The organism is Maricurvus nonylphenolicus, from assembly GCF_042854845.1.
GTDB classification, from domain to species: Bacteria; Pseudomonadota; Gammaproteobacteria; order Pseudomonadales; family Cellvibrionaceae; genus Maricurvus; species Maricurvus nonylphenolicus.
In genome coordinates, this window is sequence record NZ_AP031498.1 from 5,580,726 (window position 1) to 5,599,672 (window position 18,947).

Below are 18,947 nucleotides of genomic sequence, written 5' to 3' on the forward strand. Positions count from 1 at the left end.
TTACCCCCGTTTTTATTATCTATGTTGTTATTAACTGTTTTTAATAACAACGTCGGGATGAATATATGGCACCTAAAGCTACATACACTTTATCGAGAAGGCAAGTGGCAATACACGCCACTGCCTTAATTTGCAAAACGGCTCGCAGTTATTGTTCTAATTGGCGGGTAAATACCCATTCCTTGGCGGAACTCATACCTTCATTAAAACGATAACCTTCGTAATCAAAACCCTTTATATCCTCTACATCTGTAAGTTTGTTCTTGATGATATAAGCCGCCATCAAACCTCGAGCTTTCTTGGCGTAGAAGCTAATGATTTTGTATTTATCACCTTTCCAGTCCTTAAACACCGGCGTTACCACTTCAGCATTAAGCAACTTGGGTTTGACGGATTTAAAGTACTCATTGGATGCCAGGTTAACCAGCACATCAGACTTCACTGACTTTAACTGTTTGTTCAGTGCATCGGTAATCGCCTCGCCCCAGAACTGATACAAGTCCTTGCCACGCTGGTTGGTAAACTTGGTGCCCATTTCCAGGCGGTAAGGCTGCATTAAATCCAGTGGTTTTAGTAAACCGTATAAACCAGACAAAATACGTAAATGTTTTTGCGCAAACTTAAACTCATCGGCTTTGAAGTTGTTGGCATCAAGGCCGGTATACACATCACCGTTAAAAGCCAATACTGCTTGCTTGGCATTATCTTCGGTGAAAGGTGTAGACCACTGTTGATAACGATCGTAGTTCAACACACCCAACTTATCGCTGATGCCCATTAGGGTGGAGATATCCTGCGGCGCCAGTTCACGCAACTCGTCAATCAACTCCTGAGCGTCATCCAAGAAGTCCGGCTCACTCTTTTGTTTGGTTTTGGCCGGCGTTTCATAATCCAAATTCTTTGCAGGGGATATAACCAGTAACATGTGCTATCTCATTTCTTCAGTAGTTCGATGGATCTTTACAGCGAGAATCCAGGTGTTATTCGGGTTTTAAAATGTCTTGCCACCAGTTCAACGGGGTCTGGCCATCCTGTGGATCATAGACATTGCCGTACATCCACATGCTCTCGGCATCCATATGATCGTTAAGGATCTTTTCAATGGCGGTAAAACCACAACTGACATGGATACTGTAAACCAGTAACCGTGGTGTTTCTGTGTCCAGCTCGCCGCCAAGCTTTTCCAGGTGTGGTGTCAATCGCTCACTCAGAGCTTCAGTATCGCCCCGGCTAAAGACACGGATACACAGATTACCCGCACGTTTTATCAGGCTAAAATTCTGCGTTCCCTGTTCCAGCTTAATGGTATCGCCGCTGGCAATACCCTTAATAAAGGCTGGCGAACGCACTAGCTGACAACTGTCATCCTCATTTACCTTGACCTGCAGTCGCTCAACAACCGGCTTGCCGTCGGGTCCGGTACCAGCAAACAATTCAATAACCTGTAATGCACTACTCATACTGTTAAAATTCTCTTTAATCCTTGGGCCATTCATATTGTGTTAACAGGCCAAGGGCGATTATACGGAACAGCTTGCATAGGAGATAGATCAGGTGAGATTGTTAGGTTTTATAGCGGCAATTGGTTTTGCCGGGCTGATGGGTGGTTGTTCAGTCAATCCGGTCACCGGCGAGCAGCAATTTACCTTGATGTCTGCCAGTCAGGAAGTAGCCATAGGCACGCGCCAATATGCGCCATCACAGCAATCTCAGGGAGGACGCTACAGCGTCGATCCCGACCTTAATTTGTATGTTTCGCAAGTCGGGCACAAGCTGGCAGCTGTGAGCCAACGCCCGAATTTGCCCTACGAGTTTGTGGTACTCAATAACGATGTACCCAACGCCTGGGCGCTGCCTGGGGGCAAGATTGCCATCAACCGCGGCCTGTTAATGGAAATGGAAGATGAGGCTCAGCTGGCCTCTGTTCTCGCCCATGAAATCGTCCACGCCGCTGCACGCCACAGCGCCTCACAAATGACCCAGCAGATGTTACTTGGGCTTGGCTCCCAGTTCCTCACTATTGCCGGGAAAAATACTGGCTACGGGGATCTGATCAATACCGGTGCGCAGATGGGCTCAGCCCTTGTCTTGGCCCAGTATGGTCAAGACCATGAACTGGAATCAGACTACTACGGTATGGAATATATGGCCTTGGCAGGCTATGAACCACAAGCCGCCGTGGAATTACAGCAGACCTTTGTGCGCTTATCCGAAGGGCGACAAAGCGATTGGTTATCCGGTCTGTTTGCCAGTCATCCACCGTCACAAACCCGGGTTGTCGCCAATCAGCGTAAAGCCGAGCAGTTACCCTCAGGTAAGCGCAATCGCGCCACTTACCAGCGTGCTATTGCCCAGATAAAACGCGATGCCGGCGCCTATAAAACCCATCAAGAAGCCATCAAGGCCGCCAACGACAAAGATGTCGACCGCGCCCTGTCACTGGTACAGCAGGCTATAAACAAGCAACCCAAAGAACATTTATTCTGGGTGACCAAAGGCCAGCTGCATATGAACAAGAATCACTTTAAATCCGCCAGTACCGCCTTTAGTAAAGCGATCAGCCTTGATCCGGAGTACTTTATGTCATATCTGGGGCGGGGGTTAAGTGCCAAGGAACTGGGCCGCACGGAAACCGCCACACAGGATCTACAACAGAGTCTGACGCTACTGCCAACGCAAATGGCTAGCTTTCATCTGGGTGAATTGATGGAAGGGCAGGGTGACTACCGCAGTGCGGTGGAATACTACAACAAGGCCACGCAGGGTGGTGGCGAGCTAGGCCAGAAGGCGGCCAAGCGGATACAAGATATTATGCAGCCCCAGCAAAATAAGCAGCAGAATCGATAAGGGAAGATACAGCCGCTAGCGGTGACGGCAGATATAGCTGCCTATCTCTTCCTTACGACGTTCACACTCACGGCGTAGGTTTTCACAGGCTTGCGCCTTTCCGGGGGCAGTGGGTTTACGATCCAGGCAATAGCCGTAGCGCTCAGCCAATTCATGATCACTTAGCTGACGAATTTTCGAACCACGTCCATCACAGGCCACTAATAACAAGGCCATTACCAACGACAGACACATTACACCCCAGGGTTTTAACATACGGCTTTTAAACGCTCTTTTATTCTTTAATACGGAAGGCAGTTACGTCGAATCTGCGCTGGGCAAGCATACGCGAGATTGTCAGGTGATTGAAGTGATGTGTTAAGGCTGTTTGTGAGGCGCTTGTTCCTGCCCCTTTATGGGGCAGGAACAAGAAAAGGCAACGATCAGGATTCGTGTAACTGGCGCTCGATTTCCTTGACGCTGGTGTGGCGAACATCCAGGCCACGCACCAGGTAAATAGTGTGCTCGGCGATATTGCGGGCGTGATCACCAATACGCTCCAGGGCACGCAGGGCCCACATAATGTTCATCACGCGGCTGATTGAGCGCGGATCTTCCATCATATAGGTGGCCATTTCACGCATGGCACTCTTGTATTCCTGGTCAACCTTGTTGTCTTCCTTAGCCACTTCCAGTGCGGTTTCCACGTCAAAACGGGCAAAGGCGTCCAGGGTAGAGTTAACCATCTTCTGAACGATGGAACCGATATGGCGCAGCTCGACATAACCGCGTGGAGCGCCACCGTCTTCGTTCAAAGAGATAGCCATCTTGGCAATCTTCTGTGCCTCATCACCCATACGCTCCAGGTCGCGGGTGATCTTGGCTACCGCGAGAACCATACGCAGGTCTGAGGCTGCTGGCTGGCGACGGGCCAGTACCATGGTGCAGTTCTCATCCAGGTTGACTTCACGCTCATCAACGTCGTCTTCAACAACGATAACACGCTCAGCCAGATCGCCGTCGGCGTTTTCAATAGCTTTAACCGCATCAACAATCTGCTGCTCAACCACACCGCCCATTTCCAGCAGTTGGGTTTTTAAGTCTTCCAGGTCGGCATTAAACTGCTGGGAGATATGCTGATCTAAATGTAAATTATCCATTTGTTCTCTCCTTTCTCCTCAATTAACCAAAACGACCGGTGATGTAAGCTTCGGTAAGCTCGTGATCTGGATTGGTAAATACCTTCTCAGTATCGTTCACTTCGATCAGTTTGCCCATATGGAAATAGGCTGTGCGGTTAGAAACACGTGCCGCCTGCTGCATGGAGTGAGTAACAATGGCGATGGTGTAGTTTTCGCTCAACTCAGCGATCAGCTCTTCAATTTTGGCTGTCGCAATGGGGTCCAATGCAGAGCAGGGTTCATCCATCAGGATTACTTCTGGGCTTACGGCAATGGTACGGGCAATACAGAGGCGCTGCTGCTGACCACCGGACAAACCAGTGCCCGGTGCGTGCAAACGATCTTTTACTTCATTCCACAAACCGGCTTTTTGCAGGCTGGTTTCAACGATTTCATCCAGCTCGGTACGACGCATGGCCAGGCCATGGATACGCGGGCCGTAGGCAACGTTATCGTAAATGGATTTCGGGAAGGGGTTTGGCTTCTGGAATACCATACCGACGCGGGCACGCAGAGGCACAACATCCAGTTTTGGATCGTAGATATCCTGACCTTCCAGCTGCAATGAACCGTCAATACGACAGATATCAATGGTGTCGTTCATGCGGTTTAAGCAGCGCAGGAAAGTCGACTTACCACAACCGGATGGACCAATCATGGCAACGACTTCGTTTTTGCCGATATCCAGGCTGACATCAAAGATAGCCTGCTTGTCAGCGTAATGTACGTTGACATTACGCATGGACATTTTGGGGTTGTCCGCAAAAGGTACACCAACGGTTTGGGCACCAGTCATATCTTGATCAATCACAGGCTCATCTCGTACGTTTGATTTGCTATCTACTGTAGTCTGTTTTTCAGCTATCGCTTCCATCATAAAAACCTCTTTCTACTTTCTACCAGCGGCGCTCAAGGCGCTTACGCAGCCAAACCGCCAGAGTATTCATGGCTATCAGGAAGGCCAACAACACCATAATCGCTGCGGAAGTCCGCTCAACAAAGGCGCGTTCGGGGCTGTCAGACCAAAGGAAAATTTGTACCGGCAGGGCAGTGGCCGGGTCGGTAACGCCACCGGGAATATCTACAATAAAGGCCACCATACCAATCATCAGCAGCGGCGCGGTTTCACCCAACGCCTGGGCGAAACCAATAATAGCGCCAGTCAGCATACCCGGCATGGCTAGTGGTAATACATGGTGCAGTACCACCTGCATCTTAGACGCACCAATACCCATTGCCGCTTCGCGGATCGAAGGTGGTACGGCCTTAATCGCTGCACGACTGGAAATAATGATGGTCGGCAGGGTCATCAGGGTTAATACAAAACCACCCACCAGCGGAATCGAGCGGTGCATCTCGAAGAAGCCAATAAAGATCGCCAAACCCAGCAGACCGAAAATAATTGACGGTACCGCAGCCAGGTTGTTGATGTTCACTTCAATAAAATCGGTGAACTTGTTTTTCGGTGCGTATTCTTCCAGGTAAATCGCTGCAGCGACACCAATCGGGAAAGACAGCACAATGGTCACCAACAGGGTAAACAGTGAGCCCATAATGGCGCCGTGAATACCCGCCTGTTCTGGCTCACGGGAATCACCAGCGGTAAAGAAGGTGGTGTTGAAGCTCTTCTTAATTTGATCTTCTTCGATCAAGCTTGCAATCCAAGATTGCTGCTTCTCGCTCATACGACCGGTAAACGCATCGCCATCACCCAGGGTTTTGTAATAGGTGTCGATATCGTCATCGGCCAACAACCAAACACCCATCTTCTGGTTCAGCAGGGAAGGATCTGATTCCAGCATACCGCGCAGGGTAAAACCGGCACCATTACTGACGACAGAATAGAGCTTGCGCTTATCGCGGCGCCCCTTAACCTCAGGGAAACGCTCACGCAGGGCTTTTTTAATCACCCCTTGATAATCGGCTGCCGCTACCTGATTGGCATCATTGATATCACTGATGTCCAGCTGTTCTGCGGACAGATCAATATCCAGGTACACCTCGGTTTGCATAAAAGCGGTGTGACCCTTGCCAATAATATCGGTAAACAACACCACCAAGCAGGCCAAACCAAACAGGATGGAGGCGATACCATAGGCGCGGAAGCGCTTCTCGGCACGGTAGCGCTTGGCCAGGTTCTTGTTAACCAGCTCGATCGTTGAAGGTTTCGATGAGCCGTTTTCGTGTTTCACTTCGTTTTGCATGGACTTATCACTCATCTCAACTTATTCGTACTGCTCACGGTATTTTCTCACTACATGCAGAGCCACGTAGTTCAACGCCAGGGTAACGACGAACAGCATCAAGCCCAGAGCAAAGGCCGACAGGGTTTTCGGACTGTTGAACTCCTGGTCACCTACCAACAGGGTTACGATCTGTACGGTAACCGTGGTCACCGATTCCATGGGGTTGAAGGTCAGGTGAGCTGCAAGACCCGCTGCCATAACCACAATCATGGTTTCACCAATTGCACGTGACACCGCCAGTAACACACCACCGACAATACCGGGCAGGGCTGCAGGGATAACCACTTGTTTAATGGTTTCAGATTGGGTTGCACCTAAACCAAAAGAACCATCTCGCAAGGACTGAGGCACAGCGTTGATAACATCATCGGACAGAGAAGATACGAACGGGATAATCATAATCCCCATCACCAGACCAGCTGCCAGAGCACTCTCGGAGGAGATATCCAAACCAACCAGGCCGCCACTGTCGCGAATAAACGGGGCAACCGTCAGAGCTGCGAAGAAACCGTACACAACAGTTGGGATACCGGCGAGAACTTCCAGCATCGGCTTAACTGCGCTGCGTACTTTAGTATTGGCATACTCAGACAGGTAGATCGCTGCCATCAGACCAGCAGGTACGGCAACCGTCATAGCAATCAGGGAGATCAGGATGGTACCGACAAACAACGGCACAGCACCAAAAGCACCGGAACCACCCACCTGGTCAGCGCGGATAGCCATTTGCGGGCTCCACTCAAGGCCAAACAGGAAGTCAGTAATAGGCACACTCTGGAAGAAGCGGATAGATTCGAACAGTACCGATAAAACAATACCCACCGTGGTAAAGATGGCGATACAGGAACAGGCCAGCAGAATGACCTTAAAGGAGGCTTCAACTTTCGTACGTGCACGCTGTTCTGGTTTGATGCGAATCCAGGCAGCCAGGGCGGCAATCATGCCGACACTGATAACGGCAACGGTCATGGCCATACGACTGCCTTGTTGCAGGCTGATCAAGCGCTCTGCTGCTTGCGTCATATAAGGCTCAACCTCACCGACAGTATTTCCAGCCGCCAGGTTGCTAACAATATTGATCACCAGGCCTAACTCAGCAGATGGCATATCGCGTACGGCTTCAGGCATTTCCTGAATAACCAATTGGCTGATAATGACATCATCAAACACCAGCCAACCGGCCAGCAGCACCAGGCTGGGGATACCACACCATAGGGCTGTCAGAGTGCCATAGTAAAACGGCAGCGAATTTAAATTGCGCACACCGCTGGGGCCGCCAGCCAAGCCGATAGATCGGCCACGGCCAAATACATAGGCCACGACAATCAACAGCGCTGTAACCGCCAAGAGCGTTGATGTATCCATAAAAGAATGCCTTCCTGAAATACTTACGGGTTAAATCAAAAACTGTGGTTCTGGTAATTCACTGGGCACTTAGGCTGCACCAACAAAGTGCAATGAATTAGCAGAACAACACTTCAGATATATGACGATCCCAAGTTTCTTTTTTTAAAAAAGGGCCTTTCGTAAAAATAGCCCGGCAGTTTCCTGTCGGGCTATTTGAATACCCATGATTAAATCATGGGTACTGCGTTTGCATCTGGGCGGGTATTGTACCCTTACAGCTGCAAGTTTTTCATAGTTTTTACATCACCGGCTACACGAGCACGCTCGCCTTCACCCAGAGGGATCATGCCTTTCTCGGTCAGGTAACCTTCTTCACCGAAAGCTTTGTTGCTGGTGAACTCGGTCAGGTACTCTTTCATGCCTGGGATAACACCAACGTGAGCTTTCTTCACGTAGAAGTACAGCGGACGAGATACAGGGTAAGAACCGTCAGCGATAGATTCGAAAGTAGGCTCTTTGCCGTCTACGATAGAACCTTGGATCTGGTCAGCGTTCTGATCCAGGAAGCTGAAACCGAATACGCCCAGAGCGTTAGGGTTAGCGTTCAGCTTCTGAACGATCAGGTTATCGTTCTCACCAGCTTCGATGTAAGGACCATCTTCACGAACAGTGTGACAGATAGACTTGTACTTTTTCTTCAGGCTCTTGGCCAACTTCTTGTCACCAGCTTTCTTGGCAGCTTTGGAGTCTTTCTTGATCTGCTTGATCCAGTCAAACTTCTTACAACCACCTTCCATTGCCAGCTCAGCGAAAGCGTCACGGGTACCGGAAGTAGGAGGAGGGCCCAGAACTTCGATTTTCTTGTTAGGCAGAGCTGGGTTTACATCTTTCCAGGTCTTGTATGGGTTATCGATCAGCTTCTCAGAACCGTCTTTAGCTGGAACTTGCTTGGCCAGAGCCAGGAAGATGTCCTTACGGGTCAGCTGCATAATTTCAGCTTTCTTGGCGTTACCGATAACGATACCGTCGTAACCGATCAGAACTTCAACGATGTCGTTAACACCATTGCTTTCACACAGCTTAACTTCAGAAGACTTGATGCGACGAGAAGCGTTAGTGATGTCTGGGTGCTGAACACCAACACCTTGACAGAACAGCTTCAGACCACCGCCAGAACCGGTAGACTCAACTTTAGGCGTCTTGTAGTTGGTAGACTTACCGAAACGCTCAGCAACAACAGTAGCGAAAGGGTATACAGTGGAAGAACCAACGATGCTGATGTAGTCACGAGCGGCGCTCGCAAATTGTGCAGTCATAGCTGTGGTAGCAGCTACGGTTGCGATTAACAGAGTCTTTTTCATGATATCTCCTAAGGGATGTCGCTCAATTTCACAGAACTCTCTATGGAAGTAATCTGTGTTGATGTATGTGTCTAACCGTGCGAAATCCTAAAATTCATTGGTGACAATTCTATGAAACGTATATGACAACTTTGTTACAAATTGAAATATTCCGTCATATTTCTTTCATAAATCCCTTCCTGTGTCTTAAATTGTCCATTTTCCTTGCCCCTTAACCCCAACTCATGGGGGCTTATGTATAATCCATCGCTGGATATACGTTACATAATCACAATAAATACAAGGAAATTGGGGATGCCGGCAGGTCAAACGCCGCGTCTGGCCTCGTTTGCCGCCTATATTGACGCTTTTTCTCTCCTGACCGGCCGTGCTGTGGCCTGGTTAGTTCTGGTGATGATGCTGATTACCTGCATTGTCGTCGTCCTTCGTTACGGTTTTGGTATTGGTTCTATCGCCCTGCAGGAGTCTGTCGGCTATATGCATGCGGCGGTGTTTATGTTGGGCGCGGCTTTTACCCTCCAACGCCAGGGCCATGTGCGGGTAGATATCTTCTACCGCAACTTCTCTGAGCGCCGCAAAGCCTGGGTTAATGGCCTTGGCAGCCTGATCTTTTTATTACCCATTAGCGGATTTCTGCTGGGAATTAGCTGGGATTTTGTAGCGAACGCCTGGGAAATTCGGGAAGAATCACCACAAGCGGGGGGGCTGCCCGGGATTTACCTGCTCAAGTCCCTGATTCCGTTAATGGCGATCACCCTGGGGCTACAGGGCCTGTCGGATATCGCCAAGGCCACCGCCACCCTGATCAAACCAGAAACAGAAGGGGAGGAGGGCTGATCATGGTCGAATTAATTCCCCTGTTTATGTTTTTGGTCGTCTGCCTGTTTTTAATGATTGGCTACCCGGTGGCCTATACCCTCGCTGGTACCGGTTTGCTATTTGGCTGTGTCGGGATTGTCACCGGCCACTTTGACCCCAACCTGCTCAAGGCCTTCCCCGACCGGGTGTTTGGTACCATGACCAATACCACCCTGATTGCCGTGCCACTGTTTGTATTGATGGGGGTTATGCTGGAGAAATCCCGTCTGGCCGAAGAGCTGTTGGAAAATATGGCCCAACTGATGGGCCGACTTCCCGGCGGGCTGGGTATTTCCGTGGTTTTGGTTGGCATGTTACTGGCTGCCAGTACCGGCATTGTTGGTGCCACCGTGGTAACCATGGGGCTAATGTCGCTACCCACCATGCTCAAGCGCGGCTATTCACCCTCACTGGCCACCGGCACCATTTGTGCGACCGGCACCCTAGGGCAGATTATTCCACCTTCGATTGCCCTGGTTCTGCTGGGTGACATTCTCTCCAGCGCCTACCAGCAGGCACAGTTGAGTATGGGCATCTTTAATCCCAAACCCGTTTCGGTGGGCGACCTGTTTGTCGGCGCCATAGTGCCAGGTTTATTGCTGGTTGGCCTGTATATCGTCTATGTCCTGTTTGTTGCCAAATGGCGCCCCGAACAGGCACCCGCCGTTCCAAGAGATAAAGATGTCTCCATTGCTCCAATTCTTTTCAGCCTACTACCACCGATCCTATTAATTGTGCTGGTATTGGGCTCTATCGTCAGTGGTGCTGCAACACCTACAGAAGCTGCTGGGGTCGGCGCCTTGGGCGCGACATTACTGGCCTTGAGCAAGCGTCAACTTACCCGTAGCCGCTTGGCAGAAGTAGGGCAGTCGACCACTGAAGTCACGGCCATGGTGTTTGCGATTCTGATTGGTGCCTCGCTGTTCTCCCTGGTATTCCGCGGTTTTGGCGGTGAAGAGCTGATCACCGAATTCTTCCACGGACTTCCCGGTGGTGTAGTGTCAGCCACGCTTATTGTGATGCTGGTGATCTTCCTGCTCGGCTTTATTCTCGACTTTATCGAAATCACCTTTGTGGTAGTGCCCATCGTTGGCCCAGTACTACTGGCGATGGGGCTGGATCCCGTATGGTTGGGCATTATGATTGCCATCAACCTGCAGACCTCATTCCTGACACCACCGTTTGGTTTTGCCCTGTTTTATTTACGCGGTGTAGCCCCGGCCGAGGTCGCAACTACGGCGATTTATCGTGGCGTTGCCCCGTTTATTGTGATCCAATTGCTTCTATTAGCCGCACTGGCCCTTTGGCCTTCACTGGTAACCTGGCTTCCCGCCCAATTACAGGGATAACCAACTTTATACACCAGCAAAGCGTGCAACAGTTTAATTATTTAAGAGTGTAAGGAAGTACCATGAGCGACGAATTTTTCGATGGCGACGACGACGAGCCAACCCCAGAGGGTAAGCTAGCCCTACAAACCCTGGCCATGCCCGCAGACACTAATCCCAACGGTGATATCTTTGGAGGCTGGCTAATGTCGCAGATGGATCTGGCAGGCTCTATTATTGCCGCCGAGATAGCTCAGGGCCGAGTTACCACCGTTGCCACAGGCTCCATGGCGTTTCTACGCCCGGTACCGGTTGGCGCCACCATCAGCTGTTACTGTGAAGTGCAGGAAATTGGGCGCTCTTCAGTGAAGGTAATGGTTGATGTCTGGCTACGTATTTACGAAACCGGTGAGCGCTACAAGGTGACTGAAGGCACCTTTATCTATGTTGCCATCGACGATAAGGGTCGCACCCGTCGCATTAGCTAATTAGCTACCAGCGTTATCAAAGGAGGCCTGGGATAGATCGGTAGACGAGCTATCCAACGCCTCCTTTTTCTTTGTCTTTTGCGCTTGCGCTTTTCGCCACCAGATTTTTACCCCTGTCACCACCAACAATGACACAAGTAAACCAGACAAAAAGATAATTATTCGACCCGGCCAGCCAAAGGCCTTGCCGGAATGTAACGGGTATTGCCAGGCGGCCACCTGATTACCGGCACCGCCTTCGGTTATATGACGGTCGCTTAACATCTCTGAGGTGGAAGCATCTAGCACCAGCATACGTCGGCCATAGGGATCGATATCCCGCACATCGTAAGCGCGCATTTCGTAGACGCCCTTGTGGGGAATAAATTTCACCATATCCACTTCAACTCCTGTCGTTTCACTGGCATAACTCAGGGCTTCAGCCATGGTTACTGGAGTATCCACAGTGGGCTGCTGGAGCTTTGGTAAAGTAAAAATATATCGCGGAGTCATAGGCGAAAAGAAGTTGATAAAGCGGTTTGCAGGCTCATACCAATTAAAATACACACCGCTGAGCGCCAACATCAGCGTTACAGGAAAAAACCATAAACCGCCAGCACGATGTAAATCGAAAGTCCGCTTATGGCCTGTTGCGCTGAAGCGAATTCGGAAGCTTTGGGCCCATTTTGATAATCGATTAAACGATATAAACAAACTGACAAAGTGGTCAATAACCCATAACAACGAGATCAAGCCAAGAAAAATCAGCATGGGTTTGCCGAGCAAAAGGTCTATATGCAGCTCGTAGATAATGATCATAAGGTAGCGACGATCAAACTGCAGCTTGCCCAAGCAGCGCTGACCCAAAATCTTTGCTGTATAAGGATCGATATACAAGCTTAAGGCACAATCTACAGATTCACCTGGACGCGGATTTAAAATCAGCCTTACAGGATCTTCGCTGGTCTTGGGAAGATCCAAAAAACTGATAAACATATCCGGATAGGTGGATTCAACGGTGTTAATCCACGCTTTACTGGGCAGGGATTCTTGCTGCTGCTCAACGGCATACAAGTCAGGGTTTAATACACGATCCAGCTCACTGTAAAACACCAGTATCGAACCCGTCACCGCCATAAGCAGTAACCATATGCCCGCCAGCAAACCAAACCAGCGGTGCCAAAATACCAACAACGCCCTGGGTTTAAATTTCAACAACATGGAGAGCACAACGTAAAAGGAGTAATCGACGGTAGGCTGGCGATTATTATGGCTTTAACGTTGGGCCGACAGCAGTTTTACAATTGTTACACTTCGTAGAGCTTTTAAAACTATTTATGCGTCCTCTACCATTGCCTGCATTGGTAAACAGGTAGTCATACACAGACCATTTGGTTTGAGGTTTGCGGCCGAAACCTCACCACCTACAGCGGTAATCTGTCGCTTGCTAAGCGCTAGGCCCAAACCATAACCACCAGGGTCTTTGCCGGAACCTTTCTGACGGGATTTATCGCCGCGATAAAAGGGTTTAAAGATATTATCTATATCCTGTTCTGGTACACCTGGGCCTTCATCCTTAATGGTGATACAGAGTCGTTCGGTCTGCTCAGTTTTAACCGCCACCTCTACCTGAGAGCCTTTGGGGCTGTATTTAAGGGCATTGCGAATCATATTTTCCAGTGCTTGACCAAGTGCACGGTGACTGGAGTTATTGACTACGCAGGTTTCCGGCGTTGAAAGGGCTAACTGATGCTCAGGAAATTCAAACCGCGCATCCTCAACAATCGTCTCCAGCAACAGACTGACATCGACCTGCTCCTGATTCAGTGTTGGCCTTTCGGTATCCAGCCAGGAAAGGGTCAAGGTATCTTCCATCAGGGATTGCATGGCATTGACCTCTTGCTCCACCCGGCTGATAACTTCCGCCGCATTGGGTTTGCTTAACACCAGTTTTATACGGGTGATCGGTGTTCTTAGCTCGTGTGAAATGTCTTGAATCAGTTGGCGCTGGGTAGTCAATAAGTTTCCAATACGATCGGCCATTTGGTCGAAACTCATCGCCAACTCTGACAGCTCATCTTTACGTTTACTGAGCGTCTCTGCCGTTCGAACTTGATAGTCACCGTTGCTGAACCGCTGAGTCGCTTGCTGTAGCTGCTTTAGGGGAGAAATAATATGACGAAAAATAATATAACTCAGTGCTGCCACCAACAATATGGGTAACCCCATAGTGATTAATTTACTGAGTACTCCCCAATAAGCACCAGGGCGCATACGCTGAGGCAACTGGATCATCAGGTTGTATCCTGTATCGCCCAGTGTCATTTTCATGATGGGGTTATAGTTATGATAGAGGTGGATTGGCCATTCGATGTTACGACCAATAATGAGGTTTTCCTCACCACCGATAAACTCGTAATCCGGTTCGCCCACCATCCAATCAGGGTTCGGTTTGATTACACCTAGCCAGGTATCCTCCAACTGAGTAATGTTATCTGCCCACAAGGTTAAAGCATCGACATCACCAGCCTGAACCAACTTCTCGGCTTGCTGCGCATAGAGCATTAATTCTTGCTGATGCTCCTGAGTGATGGTACTGAACTTTTTTTCCATAAACTCACTCAGCACCATCACTAACCAAATCAACGCAATACTGGATACAGCAATAATGATATACAGCTTGCCAAACAGCCCTAGAGGTATGCCTTTAAATGGGAAATTACTAACCTTCAAAACTGTACCCCTGACCACGTACGGTACGTATGGTATTGATGGGCAGACCCGCACTGGACATTTTTTTACGAATTTTACTGATATGCATATCGAGTGTGCGGTCGTAACGACTGTACTCGCGGCACAATACCGACTGATACAACTCGGCTTTACTCACCACCTTGCCAGCCTGTTCCATCAGGCTGCGCAGCAAATCAAACTCCAGCGGGGTAAAGGCGATGGGTTTGGAGTGTATAAGCACTTCACCAGAAAGGGGATCCAATACCACGGCACCGCGAACAACGTTTACCGAAGGTTGAGAAACAGTTTGTGTGCGTCGCAATATCGCTTCAATCCGCAATGTCAGCTCGGCCATATTAAACGGTTTAATTAAGTAGTCGTCGGCGCCAGATTGAAACCCGCAGATACGATCCTGTTCCCCACCTTTAGCCGTAAGCATCAATACCGGTGTCTGTTTTTTCTCACGCAGACGGCTTAATACTTCAAAACCATCGAGTTTAGGCATCATGACATCCAGCAGAATCAGATCATAATTTTCCTTTACTGCTTGGCTTACGCCATTCTCGCCATCAAAGACGCAGGTCACGGTGTAACCTTCAGTTTCCAAGTTCTGACAGATCAGACCATTTACAGTCTGATCATCTTCAACCACAAGTATCTTGTTAGCTTGCATATCAACCTTCATCTCCTCACGGGCCGACTGGCTATGAGCATGTAAATGTAACAATTGTAAAAACGCTGTCTTTATTATTGTAAATGAGAATAATTATCAATATAAAGCATTTTATTAGAGGAGACAGCCCGTGCGTTTACGTTCATTTGCCCTTTCACCACTGACGGTTGCCATCGGTATTGCAGCTTCATCCTTGGCCCAGGCTGAGGATGCCGATAAATCCACAAACGACAGGATTGAAACCATGGTGGTGGTAGGTGAAGCCACAAACGCCCAGATTGACTACAAGGACCTGGAGGCTTTCCAGGCCAACGACCTGGCCGATGTCTTCCGTACAACTCCTTCCATTTCTGTAGGTGGTGGCGCCAGCGGTATAGCCCAGAAGATCTATGTTCGTGGTCTGGAAGACTCCATGGTCAACGTCACCGTCGATGGCGCACCGCAGACATCTACGTTGTTCCACCATATTGGCCGTGTCACTATCGATCCTGATTTACTCAAACAGGTCGAAGTGCAAGCTGGTGCCGGTGAGGCAACCAGCGGCGCTGGTGCTATAGGCGGTTCGATTCGTTTTCGCACTAAGGATGTTGATGATCTGTTGCCTGCTGGAGAAGATTTCGGCGGTCGTGTGAAAGTGAGTAATTTTAGTAACGACGGTGAGCAACACAGCCTTACACTGTTTGGACGCCTGAATGATAACTGGGGTGTACTGGCCTATTACAACGATATTGATCGTAATAATGCCGAAGACGGGGATGGCAACGAATTGCCAGCAACAGCAGCCGATCAAACCCTGGGCTTTTTCAAAATCAGTGGTGATATTGCCGATAACCAACACTTATCACTCAGCTATGAAACCCGTAAGGAAAAAGGCTCTTTTAGCAGACAGCCTAACTGGTCGCCACTGGAAGGGGTCCCCCTCTACAAGTCAGAAGGGGAGCGTGAAACCTATGTCGCCAATTACCAACTAACTCACAGCGATCTTATTAATCTCGAGCTTTCTGCATACCACACCGAATCCAGCTTCCAACGTGAGCTTTTCACCTGGAATACCGATATCAGTAGCTACGGTTTCGATATACGTAATATCAGTGAGATAGGTATTCACCGATTCACCTATGGTGTTGATTTTCGTGAAGATGAGGTTGAAAGCGGCCCTATTGGTGGCACAACAGAAGCTCGTGAAGAGGGTACCGTTTGGGGCGCATACGCTCAGGCCCATTCGCAGATAACCGATAAGTTATTACTCAGCTATGGTGTGCGCTACGATGATTATGAGTTTGATAAGCGCCTTGTTAATCCTGGTGTGTCCATTGATAGCGACGATCTTAGTTTTAATGCCGGTTTCGCCTACGATATTACCGATGCCTGGAAATTTAGCTTAGGTTACGCTGAAGCTGCACGGGGCAAGGAAGTTGGTGATGGTTTCACGATTGATGGCTCGACAACAGATCCTCAGCTGGATGCGGAAACTGTTACCAATATAGAAGCCTCTCTGGAATACAGCGTAGCCGATCTAGATATTAAACTGGCGGCTTATCAGTCTGAGATTGACGACGTTATCTTTGATCAGAACTACGGTGGCGTTTTCTATGAAAACGTAGGTACCGTTGAAACTGATGGGATCGAACTGGACGTCACCTACCGTTGGAATGACGTTGAGATTCAGTTTGGTTTCGCCACCTCCGATGCTCAACTTGACCCGGCCGATGGCGTTTATTCCGTCGACTACGGCAAAGTTGATCTGGCCGGCTATGAACACCGAGGCTTAGGTAACTCCCGTGGTGATACCTGGAACTTAGGCATCAATTACTTCCCACAACCCAACCTGACCTTCGGTTGGAATATCACCTACGTGGAAGATTTAAATAATCTGGAAGTGATGTACCGGGATGAAGAATTTAGTTGGGGCCCAGGCATTCAAGAAATCGATAAGGACGGTTATACCGTTCACGACCTGTATGCTGAATGGAGCCCTATGGAACAACTGAAACTCAATCTCGCGGTTACTAATGTCTTTGACAAGAATTACCTGGATCACTCTAGTGTCGGTGATTACACCGCAATCTATCCGAATGTGAAAGGGTATAACGAACCTGGTCGTGATGTTCGTTTGTCGGCAACCTACAGTTTTTAAAGGCAACCTCTGAAGCCAGTTCAATTTGTCCGGTTGCAATAATAAACCGGACAAACCTTATTAGAAGCTCGGTTCAAGTGAACATTTTGGCATATGCTTCCCCAAGCTATCTATCCTTTCGGATAATCTCACGTCAGAATGTTCACCTGAGCCGAGTTTTTCTACCTAATGATGCGGCTATTTTTCTTAGCCTCATTGTTATAAAACTTCTCGAAGCCCTCAATAGAAAAGCCATTCATCAGCTTCTTGCCATACTTGATTAATGGCACACCACGCCCCCCCAGTGAGTCATACTCTTTTTTTGCCTTGGAGCTTTTTTCAATATCGTATTCTTTAAATGGTATATTATTTTTCTGGAAATAGTTGCGCGCTTTTTTACAGTATCCACACCACTCAGTGGAATACATCACAACCTCATCTCGGGTTTTCGCCGGTTTTTCTTCTTCAGGACCTAAGACTTCATAGCTGACGTGTTTAAAGGAATTAACCCTAAGCTTGACCTCTTCTGCCTCAAGGTGTGCAGGTTTTTTATCACTGAAGTGGGTCTTACCGTTTTTATCGACCCACTTATAGATTTCTGCAGTTGCTGTGGCGCACACCAGCAGCAATATTGACGCGATATATTTCATAACATCCCTATTATTACTAACACAATTATCGAGACTCGTAATAAGCCTCTTCAGAGATCAAATGATAGTCTGCCGCCTGCTCAGCAAAGGTACTGTAGGCTTTGTAGACCTTGCCGAACAGCGGGTCTGTAGCGGAAGTTTCTGCATAGATATCTTTGGCAATCGCCTGCAAGTGATCCAGAACCTCTTGAGGCAGACGTTTTACTTTAACGCCATGCTGGTTTTTTAGTTCGATCAAAGCCGCATTATTGCGCGCGGTGTATTCATCCAGCATATCCTGATTTACCTGGCGGGTAACGGATTCCACCATGGCTTGCAGGTCTGCAGGTAGGCTTTCATATACGTCTTTATTGATAATAAATTCGAGCATGGCGCCTGGCTCATGCCAGCCAGGGTAGTAGTAATATTCAGCAACCTGGTGGAAACCGAAAGCCAGGTCATTGTAGGGGCCAACCCATTCGGTGGCATCGATCACGCCGGTTTGCAGGGCGGTATACAGCTCACCACCAGGAATATTGATAGAGGACCCACCGGCACGATTTAAGACTTCGCCGCCCAGGCCCGGGATACGCATCTTCAAGCCTTTTAGATCGTCAACGGCATTAATCTCTTTGTTAAACCAACCTGCCATTTGCACACCGGTACTGCCACCGGAAAAGGGCACCAGGTTAAATGGTTCGTAGACTTCACGCCACAACTCCAGACCGCCACCGTAGTGGAACCAGCCGTTCATTTCCTGGGCGTTCATGCCAAAAGGAATCGCGGTGAAAAACTGAGCCGCAGGTACCTTGCCCTTCCAGTAGTAGGCCGCACCGTGACCCATCTCGACACTGCCGCTGGATACAGCACCAAATACTGCTAGTGCAGGTACCAGTTCACCGGCACCGTAAACCTTTACTTTAATACGACCATCACTGACGTCTTCAATAATGCGGGCAAAATTCTCAGGCGCGGTACCAAGACCGGGGAAGTTCTTGGGCCAGGTGGTAACCAGTTTCCATTCATACGTTTTCTGATCACCGTTCTGTTGCTGTGTAGCAACAGAACCATTGCTATGGTCGGCAGATTTTTCTACCACCAGCAGTGCGAAAACACTGACCAGGGCGGCGACCAAGCCAAAGATTATGGCGGGGTACCAGTTGGTTGTTTGCTTATCCATCA

General features: G+C 49.0%; 18 protein-coding genes. 5 read left to right on the forward strand and 13 right to left on the reverse strand.

The features are described from left to right. Nucleotides 1–148: 148 nt before the first annotated feature. Both yaaA and ACGHZ6_RS24255 read right to left on the reverse strand, forming a co-directional pair. Entirely contained in the window at nt 149–925 is a 777-nt protein-coding gene (gene yaaA / locus ACGHZ6_RS24250; RefSeq protein ID WP_390616662.1) for a peroxide stress protein YaaA, read from the reverse strand. 55 nt (nt 926–980) lie between these two features. After that, nucleotides 981–1,460, reverse strand: a complete 480-nt coding sequence (locus tag ACGHZ6_RS24255; RefSeq protein ID WP_390616663.1) for a DUF4265 domain-containing protein — start codon at nt 1,458–1,460, stop codon at nt 981–983. 94 nt (nt 1,461–1,554) lie between these two features. Between ACGHZ6_RS24255 and ACGHZ6_RS24260 the strand changes: the two genes are divergently transcribed. Further along, entirely contained in the window at nt 1,555–2,847 is a 1,293-nt protein-coding gene (locus ACGHZ6_RS24260) for a M48 family metalloprotease (RefSeq protein WP_390616664.1), read from the forward strand. Between the two features lie 15 nt (nt 2,848–2,862). Here the strand turns inward: ACGHZ6_RS24260 and ACGHZ6_RS24265 are convergent, their stop codons facing one another. The 6 genes from ACGHZ6_RS24265 to ACGHZ6_RS24290 form a co-directional block, all read right to left on the reverse strand. Continuing rightward, nucleotides 2,863–3,102 (reverse strand): hypothetical protein, encoded by a 240-nt coding sequence (locus tag ACGHZ6_RS24265; protein ID WP_390616665.1) that lies wholly within the window; start codon nt 3,100–3,102, stop codon nt 2,863–2,865. Between the two features lie 167 nt (nt 3,103–3,269). Further along, nucleotides 3,270–3,986, reverse strand: coding sequence for a phosphate signaling complex protein PhoU (gene phoU, locus ACGHZ6_RS24270; RefSeq protein ID WP_390616666.1), 717 nt, complete (start codon nt 3,984–3,986; stop codon nt 3,270–3,272). A gap of 22 nt (nt 3,987–4,008) precedes the next feature. Then, on the reverse strand, nt 4,009–4,881 hold the full coding sequence (pstB, locus tag ACGHZ6_RS24275; RefSeq protein ID WP_390619211.1) for a phosphate ABC transporter ATP-binding protein PstB: 873 nt from the start codon (nt 4,879–4,881) through the stop codon (nt 4,009–4,011). 22 nt (nt 4,882–4,903) lie between these two features. Beyond that, the gene (pstA, locus tag ACGHZ6_RS24280; protein WP_390619212.1) at nt 4,904–6,199 is read right to left on the reverse strand and encodes a phosphate ABC transporter permease PstA; all 1,296 of its coding nucleotides are present in this window, start codon (nt 6,197–6,199) and stop codon (nt 4,904–4,906) included. A 33-nt stretch (nt 6,200–6,232) separates the two neighbouring features. Then, nucleotides 6,233–7,618 carry a phosphate ABC transporter permease subunit PstC gene (gene pstC, locus ACGHZ6_RS24285; RefSeq protein WP_390616667.1) on the reverse strand — a complete coding sequence of 462 codons (1,386 nt, stop codon included), beginning with the start codon at nt 7,616–7,618 and terminating at the stop codon, nt 6,233–6,235. A gap of 254 nt (nt 7,619–7,872) precedes the next feature. Next, complete coding sequence (locus ACGHZ6_RS24290) at nt 7,873–8,961, reverse strand: PstS family phosphate ABC transporter substrate-binding protein (RefSeq protein ID WP_390616668.1); 1,089 nt, start codon at nt 8,959–8,961, stop codon at nt 7,873–7,875. Between the two features lie 294 nt (nt 8,962–9,255). Here ACGHZ6_RS24290 and ACGHZ6_RS24295 point away from each other — a divergent pair, with 294 nt between their 5' ends. The 3 genes from ACGHZ6_RS24295 to ACGHZ6_RS24305 all read left to right on the forward strand — a co-directional run bounded on the left by ACGHZ6_RS24295 (nt 9,256) and on the right by ACGHZ6_RS24305 (nt 11,635). Then, the gene (locus tag ACGHZ6_RS24295) at nt 9,256–9,798 is read left to right on the forward strand and encodes a TRAP transporter small permease subunit (RefSeq protein ID WP_390616669.1); all 543 of its coding nucleotides are present in this window, start codon (nt 9,256–9,258) and stop codon (nt 9,796–9,798) included. Nucleotides 9,799–9,800: 2 nt separating this feature from the next. Continuing rightward, the gene (locus ACGHZ6_RS24300) at nt 9,801–11,168 is read left to right on the forward strand and encodes a TRAP transporter large permease subunit (RefSeq protein WP_390616670.1); all 1,368 of its coding nucleotides are present in this window, start codon (nt 9,801–9,803) and stop codon (nt 11,166–11,168) included. A gap of 62 nt (nt 11,169–11,230) precedes the next feature. After that, on the forward strand, nt 11,231–11,635 hold the full coding sequence (locus ACGHZ6_RS24305; RefSeq protein WP_390616671.1) for an acyl-CoA thioesterase: 405 nt from the start codon (nt 11,231–11,233) through the stop codon (nt 11,633–11,635). Here ACGHZ6_RS24305 and ACGHZ6_RS24310 read toward each other — a convergent pair whose 3' ends face one another. The 3 genes from ACGHZ6_RS24310 to ACGHZ6_RS24320 all read right to left on the reverse strand — a co-directional run bounded on the left by ACGHZ6_RS24310 (nt 11,636) and on the right by ACGHZ6_RS24320 (nt 15,020). Next, a complete protein-coding gene (locus ACGHZ6_RS24310; protein ID WP_390616672.1) occupies nt 11,636–12,835 on the reverse strand; it encodes a PepSY-associated TM helix domain-containing protein in 1,200 nt (399 codons plus the stop codon). 114 nt (nt 12,836–12,949) lie between these two features. Next, on the reverse strand, nt 12,950–14,347 hold the full coding sequence (locus ACGHZ6_RS24315; protein WP_390616673.1) for an ATP-binding protein: 1,398 nt from the start codon (nt 14,345–14,347) through the stop codon (nt 12,950–12,952). Continuing rightward, complete coding sequence (locus ACGHZ6_RS24320) at nt 14,337–15,020, reverse strand: response regulator transcription factor (RefSeq protein ID WP_390616674.1); 684 nt, start codon at nt 15,018–15,020, stop codon at nt 14,337–14,339. Before ACGHZ6_RS24320 ends, ACGHZ6_RS24315 begins: the two co-directional genes overlap by 11 nt. Before the next feature lie 130 nt (nt 15,021–15,150). Here ACGHZ6_RS24320 and ACGHZ6_RS24325 point away from each other — a divergent pair, with 130 nt between their 5' ends. Then, nucleotides 15,151–17,157, forward strand: coding sequence for a TonB-dependent receptor domain-containing protein (locus ACGHZ6_RS24325; protein ID WP_390616675.1), 2,007 nt, complete (start codon nt 15,151–15,153; stop codon nt 17,155–17,157). 161 nt (nt 17,158–17,318) lie between these two features. Here ACGHZ6_RS24325 and ACGHZ6_RS24330 read toward each other — a convergent pair whose 3' ends face one another. Then, entirely contained in the window at nt 17,319–17,786 is a 468-nt protein-coding gene (locus tag ACGHZ6_RS24330) for a glutaredoxin domain-containing protein (RefSeq protein ID WP_390616676.1), read from the reverse strand. A gap of 25 nt (nt 17,787–17,811) precedes the next feature. Beyond that, entirely contained in the window at nt 17,812–18,945 is a 1,134-nt protein-coding gene (locus ACGHZ6_RS24335; RefSeq protein WP_390616677.1) for a TRAP transporter substrate-binding protein, read from the reverse strand. Nucleotides 18,946–18,947 lie beyond the last annotated feature (2 nt).

Coding starts and splice junctions, on each gene's coding strand:
- yaaA (WP_390616662.1), bottom strand. CDS start 925: ATGTTACTGGTTATATCCCCTGCAAAGAATTTGGATTATGAAACGCCG.
- ACGHZ6_RS24255 (WP_390616663.1), bottom strand. CDS start 1,460: ATGAGTAGTGCATTACAGGTTATTGAATTGTTTGCTGGTACCGGACCC.
- ACGHZ6_RS24265 (WP_390616665.1), bottom strand. CDS start 3,102: ATGTTAAAACCCTGGGGTGTAATGTGTCTGTCGTTGGTAATGGCCTTG.
- phoU (WP_390616666.1), bottom strand. CDS start 3,986: ATGGATAATTTACATTTAGATCAGCATATCTCCCAGCAGTTTAATGCC.
- pstB (WP_390619211.1), bottom strand. CDS start 4,881: ATGGAAGCGATAGCTGAAAAACAGACTACAGTAGATAGCAAATCAAAC.
- pstC (WP_390616667.1), bottom strand. CDS start 7,618: ATGGATACATCAACGCTCTTGGCGGTTACAGCGCTGTTGATTGTCGTG.
- ACGHZ6_RS24290 (WP_390616668.1), bottom strand. CDS start 8,961: ATGAAAAAGACTCTGTTAATCGCAACCGTAGCTGCTACCACAGCTATG.
- ACGHZ6_RS24295 (WP_390616669.1), top strand. CDS start 9,256: ATGCCGGCAGGTCAAACGCCGCGTCTGGCCTCGTTTGCCGCCTATATT.
- ACGHZ6_RS24300 (WP_390616670.1), top strand. CDS start 9,801: ATGGTCGAATTAATTCCCCTGTTTATGTTTTTGGTCGTCTGCCTGTTT.
- ACGHZ6_RS24305 (WP_390616671.1), top strand. CDS start 11,231: ATGAGCGACGAATTTTTCGATGGCGACGACGACGAGCCAACCCCAGAG.
- ACGHZ6_RS24310 (WP_390616672.1), bottom strand. CDS start 12,835: ATGTTGTTGAAATTTAAACCCAGGGCGTTGTTGGTATTTTGGCACCGC.
- ACGHZ6_RS24320 (WP_390616674.1), bottom strand. CDS start 15,020: ATGCAAGCTAACAAGATACTTGTGGTTGAAGATGATCAGACTGTAAAT.
- ACGHZ6_RS24330 (WP_390616676.1), bottom strand. CDS start 17,786: ATGAAATATATCGCGTCAATATTGCTGCTGGTGTGCGCCACAGCAACT.
- ACGHZ6_RS24335 (WP_390616677.1), bottom strand. CDS start 18,945: ATGGATAAGCAAACAACCAACTGGTACCCCGCCATAATCTTTGGCTTG.